At 43.8% G+C, this 12,896-nt stretch carries 10 protein-coding genes; 8 read left to right on the top strand and 2 right to left on the bottom strand.

Annotation, left to right across the window (positions count from 1 at the left end):
* The first annotated feature begins 150 nt into the window (after positions 1-150).
* The 4 genes from ACUXV2_RS14805 (at position 151) to murC (ending at position 6,529) form a co-directional block, all read left to right on the top strand.
* Positions 151-3,126 (top strand): DNA translocase FtsK, encoded by a 2,976-nt coding sequence (locus ACUXV2_RS14805; RefSeq protein ID WP_446243949.1) that lies wholly within the window; start codon positions 151-153, stop codon positions 3,124-3,126.
* Between the two features lie 87 nt (positions 3,127-3,213).
* Complete coding sequence (locus tag ACUXV2_RS14800; RefSeq protein WP_446243948.1) at positions 3,214-4,317, top strand: nicotinate phosphoribosyltransferase; 1,104 nt, start codon at positions 3,214-3,216, stop codon at positions 4,315-4,317.
* A gap of 8 nt (positions 4,318-4,325) precedes the next feature.
* A complete protein-coding gene (locus ACUXV2_RS14795; protein WP_446243947.1) occupies positions 4,326-4,991 on the top strand; it encodes a hypothetical protein in 666 nt (221 codons plus the stop codon).
* A gap of 221 nt (positions 4,992-5,212) precedes the next feature.
* Positions 5,213-6,529: a UDP-N-acetylmuramate--L-alanine ligase gene (murC, locus tag ACUXV2_RS14790; RefSeq protein WP_446243946.1), complete on the top strand. Its 1,317-nt coding sequence runs from the start codon at positions 5,213-5,215 to the stop codon at positions 6,527-6,529.
* A 125-nt stretch (positions 6,530-6,654) separates the two neighbouring features.
* Here murC and ACUXV2_RS14785 read toward each other — a convergent pair whose 3' ends face one another.
* Entirely contained in the window at positions 6,655-7,770 is a 1,116-nt protein-coding gene (locus ACUXV2_RS14785) for an aminopeptidase (RefSeq protein WP_446243945.1), read from the bottom strand.
* Positions 7,771-7,970: 200 nt separating this feature from the next.
* On the opposite strand from ACUXV2_RS14785, the gene ACUXV2_RS14780 reads away from it, so the two are divergent.
* From ACUXV2_RS14780 to ACUXV2_RS14765, 4 genes are all read left to right on the top strand, one after another.
* A complete protein-coding gene (locus ACUXV2_RS14780) occupies positions 7,971-8,486 on the top strand; it encodes a DUF948 domain-containing protein (RefSeq protein WP_446243944.1) in 516 nt (171 codons plus the stop codon).
* 17 nt (positions 8,487-8,503) lie between these two features.
* The gene (locus ACUXV2_RS14775; RefSeq protein ID WP_446243943.1) at positions 8,504-8,980 is read left to right on the top strand and encodes a YtxH domain-containing protein; all 477 of its coding nucleotides are present in this window, start codon (positions 8,504-8,506) and stop codon (positions 8,978-8,980) included.
* Between the two features lie 118 nt (positions 8,981-9,098).
* Positions 9,099-9,413, top strand: coding sequence for a bacillithiol system redox-active protein YtxJ (ytxJ, locus tag ACUXV2_RS14770; RefSeq protein ID WP_446243942.1), 315 nt, complete (start codon positions 9,099-9,101; stop codon positions 9,411-9,413).
* A gap of 695 nt (positions 9,414-10,108) precedes the next feature.
* Entirely contained in the window at positions 10,109-10,675 is a 567-nt protein-coding gene (locus ACUXV2_RS14765) for a YtxH domain-containing protein (protein ID WP_446243941.1), read from the top strand.
* A 49-nt stretch (positions 10,676-10,724) separates the two neighbouring features.
* Here the strand turns inward: ACUXV2_RS14765 and ACUXV2_RS14760 are convergent, their stop codons facing one another.
* Entirely contained in the window at positions 10,725-12,884 is a 2,160-nt protein-coding gene (locus tag ACUXV2_RS14760) for a cell division FtsA domain-containing protein (RefSeq protein ID WP_446243940.1), read from the bottom strand.
* Positions 12,885-12,896: the final 12 nt, after the last annotated feature.

Below are 12,896 nucleotides of genomic sequence, written 5' to 3'. Positions count from 1 at the left end.
TTCCTCTCAAACATTCCCATCAAAACAATATTACACCAATATTGCTTTCGACACATTCTCTTAACAATTCTCTAATTCTATCGAAATCACTCGAATTTTTCTCTTTAACTGATAAAATATAAGATAAGTATCAAGGAAAGAGTGATAAGTGTGAGTTGGATTAAAAAGATAATGAATAAACTATCAGATCAAGATGAGCCAATTGAAGAATATGTTGAAGAAGAAGTTGAAGAAAGAGAGCCGCGGTCTGAAAAGCGTACATTTAATCATAATAGAGTCGTGAAACATTCAAGAGACGTAGAAGCAAGGATGACGTATCAATATCCAAAAGGGAACTTCAGGTTCCCGCTGATTTCGGACAGAGAAGACGTGAATGAGCCCCGCCCCGAGAGAAAACGGAGAGAGCCTGAACAAAAAGACAAACAGGAGACTAAACGGGAAGAAGCACGAGGAATCGAACGGAAACCCCGGAAAAGCCAGCTGCAAAAATCAACCTATTCAGAAAAGGCTTCGCCTGCGCGACAAACTGAAAATAGCGGCAAAAACCAAAAGACCCAGAAAGTTGAAAAAGGGAACAGCCGGCCGTTTCGTCCGACGGAAATCCCTTCTCCTATTTACGGTTTCAGAACAAGGCCGATTAAAAAAGATGAAGTGGAATACGAACTGAAAGAGTTTTTACATAATGGCGAAGCAGTAAAGGAAGGAACATACGATGTATATCCTCCTGAATTGAAAGAAGTAAGTGAAGTTAATGAAGTTGAAAAAGTAAAAGAAGTACACGAAAAACATGAAAGCACGCAAAAAATCAGCAATAGCTGGTCGGGAGTCGGAGCTTCCCTTATCGGGAATGAATTTTCTTTTGAGGAAAATGAAAATGGGGAAGAACCGCAAGGTCTATACAAACAATATCCCGCAGAAAATTCAACCGAAAATGAGCCTGTCAAAGTAATGCAAGCAGAGCTCCCTTCTGCTGTCTCCCAAGAAGAATCGGGGGAGGTTGAAGAAGCGACAGTAAATCAACCGGAACAGCCAATTCTTCAAGAAGTGCAGCAGTCAGAACAAGAAATACATTTGATACAACAAGAAGATGTGCAACAAACACAGCAAGAATCTGAACAATCAAAGCCGGAGGACCAACTCCAGCCAATCGTACAACCGGAAGTTACCGCAATGTCCCAAGAAAAAACACAACCAGAAGAAACATTGCAGATTCAAGAAAACAATCAGGAAACGGCTCCTGCAAAGAACAAGGAAGAGGAACCGAAGCCTAGAAAAAGGTCGCATCTCCCTTTTAACGTCTTAATGTTAAAGCAGGATAAACGGCAGATGAATCAGCGCCAAAGAACCAATGGCGCTCAGGAAAGAAAGCCGCTGTCTTCTCCGAACCGAGAGGAAAAAAGGCAGTCTGCACCTGTTCAATACGATGCAGCTGCAGAATCGGAAAATGCATCGTTAAATGAGACCCCGGGGGAGGGCGGAGGCGTCATGACATCGGTTCAATCTGTCCGCGAACCTTCTGCAGATACTTCTGCAGATAGACGAAAAACTGTGGATGGAACCCAACCCCATGAAAACCAAGGGTATGCAGGAACAGCACATCAACCGGAGGTGTCTGAAAGAAGGACCTCCAGCCAAGAAGGAAATCCGCCGGATAAGGTCCAGGGGGAAGAAGCTGCAAAAAGCTACAGTGAACTTGCCTCTTCGGTGAAGAGCACAAAAGGATATACATTTCCAGAAATGGATTATTTGATGCCCCCCGTTTCAAAGAAGTTGAGCGGGGAATGGCTGGAATCACTGAAAAATCTTCTGGATGAGACGCTTCATAACTTTAATGTCCGCGCGAAAGTGGTCAATGTCACTCAGGGTCCGTCGGTTACACGATTTGAAGTGCAGCCGGAGCCTGGGGTGAAGGTCAATAAGATTACGAATCTCGCGGATGATATCAAGCTCAGCCTTGCAGCAAAAGATATCCGGATCGAAGCGCCAATTCCAGGGAAGCATACGATCGGGATCGAGGTTCCGAACAGGGAAAGCCGTCCTGTCTGTATCAGTGAGGTGATCGCAAGCCCTGCCTTCCAGGAATCGGAATCAGCGTTGACTGCAGCCCTGGGACTCGATATTTCAGGTCAGCCGATCGTGACCGATTTGAGTAAGATGCCGCACGGACTGATTGCCGGTGCTACGGGTTCCGGAAAAAGTGTTTGCATCAATTCCATACTGGTAAGTCTTTTATATAAGGCATCACCGGATGAATTGAAACTGCTCTTGATCGACCCGAAAATGGTGGAGCTTGCCCCATATAACCGCATACCGCATCTCGTCAGCCCGGTCATCACCGATGTCAAAGCGGCAACGGCTGCATTGAAGTGGGCGGTCGAGGAGATGGAAAGACGATATGAATTGTTTGCTCATACCGGAGTAAGGGATATCAAGCGTTTCAATGAATTGGCAAAACGGAACAAACAGTACAATGATATGCTTCCATATTTGGTCATCGTCATTGATGAGCTGGCGGACCTTATGATGATGTCGCCTGCAGATGTCGAAGAAGCGATCTGCCGTATCGCCCAGAAGGCCCGTGCCTGCGGGATCCACTTGATCATTGCGACACAGCGCCCGTCCGTTGATGTCATCACGGGATTGATCAAAGCGAATGTTCCGACTAGGGTTGCATTCTCTGTTTCTTCAGGTGTTGATTCCAGAACGATCATTGATGGCAGCGGTGCTGAACGACTGCTCGGTAAAGGCGATATGCTCTTCCTTGAAAATGGGTCCAGCAAACCTGTGAGGCTGCAGGGGACCTTTGTATCCGATGACGAAATTGATGAAATCATCAATCATGTACGGGAACAAAGAGAGCCGGATTATATATTTCAACAGGATGAACTGATCAAGAAGGCGCAAGTGACGGAAGAAGAAGATGAGTTGTTTTTCGAGGCATGCGAATTTGTCATCGATCAGGGCGGGGCTTCTGCGTCCAGCTTGCAAAGACGGTTCAGAATCGGATATAACCGTGCGGCAAGATTGATGGAAATGATGGAAAAGAGTGGTGTCATTTCAGAGTCAAGAGGCAGCAAGCCAAGGGATGTCCTGATTTCAGAGAGCGAACTGGAGACATTGGCATAGACTAGTACAAACATTTAATACATGGTATTCTGTTTATGATATAAACAGAATACCTATTTTTTTGGTAAGCCATTAAGGAGCTCTAAGATGAAAGAAATCGAATTGAAACTTCAAGGGAAAATCAACCGATTGACCAACCATACATTCAAGTTTGACGAAAGGATCAAGGAAGGATGGTTTTCGGCGGTCTATTTTTTAAAAACAAGGGAAATTGCTCGTAAGTATAAACCCGATGCGGTAGTTACGATGCAATTCTTTCAGAAGGATCACTCAGTATTATGCGGTACCGATGAAGTCATAGCGCTTCTGCATACGTTTGCCGATCAACCTGAAAACCTCGAAATCCATTCTCTGAAAGATGGAGATCAAATATCTCCATTTGAAACTGTGCTGACGATAACAGGACGCTACCAGGATTTCGGCTACCTGGAGGGAATCATTGATGGAATCCTTGCCAGAAGGACATCCGTTGCCACAAGCGTGTATAACGTAATGAAAGCAGCTGCCCTTTCAGGAGAACAAAAGCCGGTCATTTTCATGGGTGACCGTGATGATCACTTTACTCAGCAGGCGGGGGACGGATATGCCGCATTTATCGGCGGATCTACTGCACAGGCTACACATGCCATGAATGAATGGTGGGGAAAACAGGGGATGGGCACGATGCCCCATGCGTTGATCCAGTTATTCAATGGTGATATCGTGGAAGCGGCCAAGGTGTATCAGGAAACGTTTCCTGAGGATGAACTGATTGCGCTGGTCGATTACAATAACGATGTCATTACAGATGCATTGAAAGTGGCCAGGGAGTTTGGTTCCGACCTAAAGGGGGTACGTGTAGATACATCGAGAATGTTGATCGACAAATATTTCCTCCGCAATCAGCATGTGCTGGGCACGTTCGATCCAAGAGGGGTGAACAGTGAACTGATATTTGCTCTCAGAAAAGCATTGGATGAAGAGGGATATCAACATGTGAAGATAGTGGTTACGGGTGGCTTCAACGAGAAACGTATCCGTGAGTTTGAGGAGAGCCGGGTGCCGGTTGACGTGTATGGTGTAGGCAGCAGCCTTCTAAAGATTCACGTCGGATTTACAGGGGATAATGTTGTCCTTGACGGTGTACACCAAGCAAAAGCAGGCAGAAAGCTTCGTCCTAATCCACGTCTTGAAAAAGTTGAATTCGAATAGGTGAGAGGATGCAGGATAAGGAACTTTTGGATTTAAGTGAATATCGTTTGAAAAAACAGCTCATTGCACAAGGGCAAATCGATGAATTATATCAGAGGTCGTATCAATATGCGTTAAAAGAAACCAATATACGTGAAAGAGTAAGAGCGAAAATGATCTTTGCAAAACGTTTTAAATTGAAGGAAGCATCCCTTGTTTCAAAGAAAGTCGAAGATGTTTTTCACCAATGGTTTCTTTTCGATTATAAGACAATAAAGGGTCAGACGTTATTCTTTCAATTTTTGCAGTCCCGGCAGCATAGCGACCCAATAAAGATGATGGGGGCCCTGCTGCTATCAGCTGCCCCTGAACCGGTGATCGCCACAGAAATCCGTTCAGAGAATGATGAATTATTTATTAAGGCTGTCAATATCATCCATGACCAGGAAGAATGCGTGAAAACGTTCCCGGGGCGTGTAAAGGATGAGATACATAGAGGCTCGCTTTATTTTATGAGAAAAGTCCCTCTCGTCACAGATCCGTGGCTCATTGGACCCGTGTTTGAAGCGGGAGACAGCGGTTTGCAGGCAGTGATAAAAAAACATTACCGCCAAAAGAATCATGAAACTGGAGTATTATGGAGAACATTTTTAAAAGAAGAGGCTCCTTCCTATATCCTTAAGGGGGATTCCTAGTTCGTTCATGGTCAGCGTCTTTAAAAAGTGATATAATGTTCAAGTTGAATGAAACAAGTAATCTTCCAAATAGGATGTCAGAAGATAGCCATTCTTCTTGAACTCCCTTATACTTAAGAAGACGAAAAGAATTCTGTATCTCAAGTCCATAGCCATACGGATAGCAAATTAATATTCATTTCATATAATGCTTTAGATAGATGATTGTTGGAGGTTCTATTATGACTATTTATCATTTCGTAGGAATCAAGGGTTCGGGTATGAGTGCATTAGCCCAAATACTCCACGATATGGACTACGAGGTCCAAGGATCTGATGTAGATAAATATTTCTTTACTCAAAAGTCTTTAGAAGAATCAAATATAAAAATCCTTCCTTTTCAGAAAGAAAATATCGGAGGGGATATGCATGTGATTGCAGGAAACGCATTTCCGGATACACATGAAGAAATTGAAGCTGCAGTAGAACAAGGGTTGCCGATCACGAGATACCACAAATTCCTTGGTGACTTCATGCAGAAGTTTACGAGTGTGGCTGTGACTGGGGCGCATGGAAAAACGTCCACAACAGGTCTTCTTGCACACGTGATCAGCGGTGCAAAGCCTACTTCATATCTGATCGGTGACGGTACAGGTAAAGGGGAAGTGGATGCTCAATATTTCGTATTTGAAGCATGCGAGTATCGACGTCATTTCTTATCCTATTATCCTGACTATGCCATCATGACGAATATCGATTTCGATCACCCTGATTATTTCGCAAATGTCGATGATGTCTTTTCCGCATTCCAGGAGATGGCGATGCAAGTGAAAAAGGGAATCATTGCTTGCGGTGATGACGAACAATTACAGAAGATTCAGGCTCAGGTTCCGGTCGTTTTTTATGGTTTCGCTGAAGAAAATGATTTTCAGGCACGAAATGTGAACCGTGACCGTGAAGGGACTTCCTTTGACGTATTCGTACGAAATGAGTTCTATGCAAGCTTCAAAATCCCTACATTCGGTGATCACAATATCTTAAATGCGCTGTCCGTCATCGCGATTTGCCATTATGAAGAATTGGATACAGCGGTCGTACAGGATAGACTCAGCAGCTTCCAAGGAGTTAAACGCCGCTTCTCTGAAAAAGAACTCGGGTCCCAGATCCTGATTGATGATTATGCCCATCATCCGACGGAAATCAAAGCAACAGTGGATTCCGCTCGACAAAAATATCCCGAAAAGGACATCATCGCGGTGTTCCAACCGCATACTTTTACACGTACTCAGACGTTCCTGTCAGAGTTTGCTGAAAGTCTTGATATGGCGGATAAAGTGTACTTATGTGAGATTTTCGGCTCAGCCAGGGAAAATCATGGAAAACTGTCGATCCAGGATCTGCAAAGCAAAATTGAAGGATCTGAAATCATCGACGAACATGATACTACCCCTCTATTGGACCATGAAAACAGTGTCCTGATCTTCATGGGAGCGGGAGATATCCAAAAGTTCCAGGAAGCATACGAAACGACGCTAAAAGCAAATTTAGCACAAAACTAATCAGATGATGCCGGCTCACAAAGGGCCGGTTTTCCATTTTAAATGCCCTTTTCTCATTGCTTTAAGCATTGAGAAAAGGGCATTTATTTATCCAGCTGAGGCTAGAGCCGCCTCCGCTTTTCTTGTTATTTCAAATTTTTCGGGTTGAGCACCTCGAGTTCTGGTAGGACGAATTTTCCGTCTTTGCGGATCAGGACGTCGTCGAAGTGGATTTCCCCTCCACCGTATTCAGGTCTTTGGATCATGACCATGTCCCAGTGGATGTTTGAGTGATTGCCGTTGTACGCATCTTCATAGCATTCACCAGGAGTGAAGTGGAAACTGCCGTCGATTTTTTCATCGAAAAGGATGTCCTGCATCGGATGCTGGATGTAAGGATTGACTCCGATGGCAAACTCACCGACGTATCTGGCACCCTCGTCCGTATCGAATATTTTATTGATTCTTTCTGTGTCATTAGCAGTCGCTTCGACAATCTTACCATCTCTGAATGTAAGCTTTACATTCTCGAACGTGAACCCATTATAAGGGGACGGAGTGTTGTAGCTGATAGTTCCGTTTACTGAATCCTTGACCGGGGCAGAGTATACTTCCCCATCGGGAATATTCAGACGGCCAGCACATTTCACAGCCGGAATATCTTTGATCGAGAACGTCAAATCGGTCCCTTCTCCGACAAGGCGGACTTTGTCCGTTTTGTTCATGAGGTCAACGAGATTGTCCATTGCCTTGTCCATTTTACTGTAATCAAGGTTGCAGACATCAAAGTAGAAGTCTTCAAATGCTTCCGTGCTCATTTTTGCCAGCTGGGCCATCGATGCATTCGGATAGCGAAGAACCACCCATTTTTTCTTTGGAACACGGATTTCCCTATGTACTTTTTTGCCGATCGTATTTCCATGGATCTTCATTTTTTCATCTGGAACGTCTGATTGCTCGCTGATATTATCACCTGAGCGGAGTCCGATATATGCGTCCATATCCTTCATGACATTCGCCTCGAAATCAGCCATCATATTATATTGCTCTTCCTGCGCACCCAACAATAATGCACGGTCAACCGAGTGATCTTTGATGGATACAAAAGGGAATCCTCCTGCTGCATATGCTTCTTTAACAAGCGCTGTGACCAACTCTCGCTGGAGGCCGAAGTTTTCAATCAGCACTTTTTCACCTGGCTGCAATTGGACTGAATATTGGATTAAGTTTCTTGCCAGTTTTTCAATACGTGGATCTTTCATTTATGTGAACCTCCTTATATGTATATCAACCTTTATTTTACCCTAAAAATTACCGGGATGATAAAAAAGTGAAAAAGAAAAGATAAAAAAGTATTTTTAAAATTAAGCAGGAATTTGCCTTTCAAAGGAAGAAATCCTAGTATAATGTTTTATTTATGTATAGGGTGGGTAAAGAATTTTTATATATGGAGGTGTACTATATGGAAATAATTCTTTATCTGAGTGTAGCTGTCATAGCAATTGCCTTTTTCATTTTAGTAATCAGCGTTATGAAAACCTTGAAATCACTGGGGACTACACTGGATAGTGTATCGACGACCTTGAACGGTCTTGAGACCCAGCTTCAGGGAGTGACAAAAGAGTCTACTGAATTACTACATAAAACGAATTTGTTAGCCGAGGATATCCAGCGTAAGTCTGAGGATCTGAACACCGTTGTTTATGCAGTAAAAGATGTAGGTCATTCCATTCAAAACCTTAATAATTCGGTAAAGAAAGTCAGCACTTCCATCTCGACTGAACTTGAAAAGAACCAAGGTAAGATTTCACAGGTGGTTCAGTGGGGGAATGCGATTATCGAGTTAAAGGACAAGTGGAAGCAAAAAAAGGATCAGCAGCCGAGTCATACCGATGAAGCTGTTCATAATCAACCCACACCCGCAGAAGTTCAATCTCGAGAAAAATTGATTAAAAGAGCAAGATCTTATAACAATTAGGAGAGGGGAATTTTCAAATGACACAAAATCAAAACCAAAACCAAAACCAGCAAACAAACGACAGCAGCAACATCAACTCAAAGGACTTCATGATCGGTACTTTGATCGGAGGGATCGTAGGAGCTGCTACAGCGCTTTTACTGGCGCCTAAATCAGGGAAAGATTTACGGAACGACCTGAATGAACAGGCTGTCGTAATAAGGGAAAAGTCAGGTCAGTGGAAAGATTCAGCGGTTGAAAAGAGCAATGAATTAGCGGCGGTTGCCAAAGAAAAATCTGCTGCGCTTTCAAAGACTGTTCAGGAACAATCCAATACAGTGAAAGATAAATTCAAATCTTACCGTTCAAAAAATAATACAGAAGACGTAACTGATGAGCTTCAGGAAGTTCCTGTAGGGGATGCGACTCCAGTTCAGGAAACGGAAGATGTGAACCAAAAGCTTGAAGAAACGAAAAAAGCTTTTGATGAAACTGAAAAAACGTATAACCAATAATAGTTGTCCAGGGGAGCGGTGAAGTGATATGATTACTTCGCCGCTTTTTTGTGCAGGCTATTCTAGAAATAGCAGTGTCCAACTAAAGCACTTGTGAAAGAAAGGATGAATACTGAAGATGCAAAAGATTGAAACCGTTCAGCAATTCGAACAGCTTGCAGAAACGAAGCCCCGCTTTTTCTTTATGAAGCACAGTTTGACCTGTCCAATCAGTTCAAATGCGTTCAATGATTACCAAGCGTTCTTAAACAATAATAGAGAAGAAGAAGGCTATTATCTGGCGGTCCAGGAATCAAGGGAACTCTCAAATCATATTGCCGAAAAATTCGGCATCAAGCACGAATCCCCCCAAGCGTTCCTATTCATCGACGGAAAACCCGGCTGGAATGCTTCCCATTGGCATATCACCGAAAAAGAACTGAGTAAACTATAAAAAAAGAATCTGCATGTGCAGGTTCTTTTTTATTTCTTTAGATTTTCGTAAGATTTGTCCTGCTAAACCCCGCTGTTGATTTCCGTGCAAGACTTCGCTTTCCGCGGGCGGTTGGTGAGCCTCCTCGTCGCTACGCTCCTGCGGGGTCTCACCTAACTCGCTTTTCCCGCAGGAGTCTTCGTCTTGCACTCCAATCAACAGCTGGAACCGGTTAATACATAAATTACAAAGACCTGAATATGGAAGAACTTCTTTTTTAGCTCCTATTATGTTATGAAACCTAGAGTGGATTGAAGCGGAAGGCACTTGACTCCGACGGGATATAGAGGAAAAGTCGAGACTTGTCCAGCTCCGGCGGTTAGCCCCTCAAGGTCATAAGCTAAATGGTCCAAGAAGGCAAAGATCGCCTTCCCGGCCCATTCATCTTATGCTTGTCGGGGCTGTGCGAACCGCCTCCGCTTTTCTATCCCGCAGACGGAACGTCGAGGAGGCTTGACTTCCTCCCCGCGGAAAGCAAGTGCCTGCAGCGGAAAAGAACGGTCCATGTTCCAGGCAAAAAGTTAATAGAAACCTCCAAATTAAAGCTTGAACTCTTCCGGTAATAATAGGAATTTTCCCTACAAAAGTTTATTTACACCGGGACGGGGAATTAAACGTAATAACAAATCAATCACACTATAGGAGGATCAATTAAAATGGTACAATCTTACCAAACCAGAACGACTGAATCAAACAATGTAAATCAAATCCCAACCGTAAAAGAAAAAAGAAGCGGTAAGCTCGTAAAAGGAATCGTACTCGGAGCCGTCGTTGGCGGAGCGGTTGCCATGATGGACAAAAATACAAGAAAGAAAATTTCAAACAATACAAGTTCAATGAAGGACTCCACAATGGACATGGTATCGAAAGTGAAAGAAAACCCATCAGGAGTCATGAATGACTGGCAGGAGCGAATCAAGTCAGCTTCTTCTGTATTGAAAGAAGCGATCAATGATGCGCAAAAGTTATATGAAAAAGTAAACGGGGAAGTCATCGATCAAGTGAATCAGGTGAAAGATGACTCTACTGAAATTATCGCCACTACAAAGGAAGCTGCTGAAGATCTGAAGGAAATCGGCAGTAAAGTAAAGGAAGCAGGTGAAGAAGTGACATCTGAAGCATCACAAACTTCATCTGCATCGACGTCCATTCCATCTTCTAACAGAGATAATGTCCACAGCACGAATAAGCCGAGCAGTGTCCCTGGACAGATCGGCTCATAAAAAACTGTCACTGGCGGTTTCGCCAGTGACAGTTTTTCTATGTTCTTGATTATCTCTTATATGAGTTTGCCCATCGTATCTCGAGACTGTCTCCAGCTTGTATTTCTTCATAGAAAGTGGTTTCTTCTCCATTTCTTATTAACTGAAAGGAAGCATTTCCGTTTTCAGGCATGGAGACTTCCACATGATTAAAGACATCCTGGAAAATGAATGAGTGCCCTGATTTTTCCTCGATCGTGATTGTATCTCCCATATGGATGGTATCATTCACAATCAATGGTTTGCCATCCCTATATACTTTAGCCGCTTCCTGTTTTATAATCACCGGGCTGCCATTGAATTCGACCTCAATCGATCGATCACGATAATCACTTATTTTCATCAATAATTGTTCGACCGCAGGGTTTTCAGGGACCTTTATCGTGATTTTATCATTATGGGCAATGGCTGAAGAAGGTTTAGCTTCCCTATCATTAATGAATAACTTCCCTCCAAATGAGGGGATGAAGGTTTCTTTACCATTGATGGTGAGGTGGAAAGGTTTACATTTCTCCAGCCACTCATCATACCCAAGCTTTCTCAATGCTTCGGCAATTGTTTCTCTTGTTTCATAATGAATGGTGTCCCCATCTTGAATGGTTTCATCCAGGGTGACATTCTTTCCGTTTCTTAATAGATTGGGTGACAAGGTATGTGTTCTTTCATTGATTAAAAGAGTTTTATCCGGAATGTCATCCACTAACTCTCTTATTTTTACAGTAGGAGAGGCCCCGTCCTCTCCTTTTTTGACCGTGATTCTGTCATGGTTCATCAGTCTGCCGTCCACGGATGCTTCTTTCCCATTCTTAGTAATCACAGGGGGATGACCGTAGCCTCCTGGAAGGGTCACATCCTGTCCATTGACAGTGATGAAGTACGCAGTACCAGGTTTTCCGTACAGTTTGTTTATTTTTAAACCGGCAGCAAGCAGCCCATCCCCGATGGTTAGATCCTTTACTTCAAAAAGGCGGATTGGCTGATCATTAACATAAATGGTAACGTATTGGACAGGTGCTTGCTTAGCGGCGATTGCAATGCCGACAGGTGTAACCAGTTCCGGCCCTTTTGCGGAAGCGTCTGTAAACGTTAAATCCTGAATGGCTTCGATCCCCCTTACGGCCACTCTGTTTTCCGGAAGGTTCAATGATTTTGCCAACTCTACATTCAATTGTGGCGTCAAGCTGCCTCCACCGACGAGCATGACGGCCTGTGGGGACTTTTGATTATTTAGTAGAAGAATTTCACGCGAGATTTTCCCGGCAAGATGTTCAATGGAAGGGTGTATTTTATCCACCACTTCCTGAACAGAAAGCTCTGATTGGAATCCTAGAATGTCCGTTACAACAATGCTCTGGGATTGGTGAAGTTCCCTTTTCGCTTTTTCCGCCAGTGGGAAATCGAGCAGTAATGCATCACTGAGCGCTTCAGTGATTTCGTCCCCAGCGGTCGGCACCATCCCGTATGCGGTGACGGTTCCCTTATTTGTCAGCGCGATATCAGAAGTTCCCGCTCCGATATCCACCAGTGCGACATTCAATCTTCTCATCGACTGGGGAATAAGGACGTTGATCGCAGCGATCGGTTCAAGCGTCAATGCCTCCATTTCAAGATTTGCTCGATTCAATGCAGCCAGAAGCGATTCGACTACCACTCTCGGGAGGAAGGTAGCAATGATTTCAACACTGGCCTCATCTCCCTGCTGGTCGATCAGGCTGCCGATTTCTTCTCCATCCAGCCGATAATATAAGACGGAGTAGCCGACACAGTAATAGTGATAGCTTTTGTCATCGGCCTCGTTTTCTGCTGCCTGCGCTTGTGCCTGCTGGACGGCACTGAGTTCCAAATGGAGGATATCTTCTTTTTTTAGAAGCGGTTTCCCTTTAATGGAGAAGGCGGCCAGTGATTTTTCCGTTTTCAATGCTCTGCCTGCAGCGGCTACACAAACTTTATGAAGCGGCCCATGCTTTTCTTCAAGCTTCTTCTTAATGGAACAAATCACATCCGATACGGCAGGGACATCATGAATTTGACCGTCGAGCATCGCTCGTTCCTTGTGCTCTTCCACTTCAATGTCGGATACATGGTAGTTCCCGTCTTTTTCTTCTAAAATGATGCCTACGACCGAACGGGTTCCTATATCTAATGAAAAAATTTTTTGCAAAGCATACACCTACTTTTGATC

This window comes from Rossellomorea sp. NS-SX7, from assembly GCF_052828565.1.
This window is presented reverse-complemented; position numbering and strand designations above follow the sequence as displayed.

What these genes read in the sequence shown, in the direction of transcription:
- ACUXV2_RS14800 (WP_446243948.1), top strand. Translation starts at nt 3,214, where the DNA reads ATGAAAGAAATCGAATTGAAACTTCAAGGGAAAATCAACCGATTGACC.
- ACUXV2_RS14795 (WP_446243947.1), top strand. Translation starts at nt 4,326, where the DNA reads ATGCAGGATAAGGAACTTTTGGATTTAAGTGAATATCGTTTGAAAAAA.
- murC (WP_446243946.1), top strand. Translation starts at nt 5,213, where the DNA reads ATGACTATTTATCATTTCGTAGGAATCAAGGGTTCGGGTATGAGTGCA.
- ACUXV2_RS14785 (WP_446243945.1), bottom strand. Translation starts at nt 7,770, where the DNA reads ATGAAAGATCCACGTATTGAAAAACTGGCAAGAAACTTAATCCAATAT.
- ACUXV2_RS14780 (WP_446243944.1), top strand. Translation starts at nt 7,971, where the DNA reads ATGGAAATAATTCTTTATCTGAGTGTAGCTGTCATAGCAATTGCCTTT.
- ACUXV2_RS14775 (WP_446243943.1), top strand. Translation starts at nt 8,504, where the DNA reads ATGACACAAAATCAAAACCAAAACCAAAACCAGCAAACAAACGACAGC.
- ytxJ (WP_446243942.1), top strand. Translation starts at nt 9,099, where the DNA reads ATGCAAAAGATTGAAACCGTTCAGCAATTCGAACAGCTTGCAGAAACG.
- ACUXV2_RS14765 (WP_446243941.1), top strand. Translation starts at nt 10,109, where the DNA reads ATGGTACAATCTTACCAAACCAGAACGACTGAATCAAACAATGTAAAT.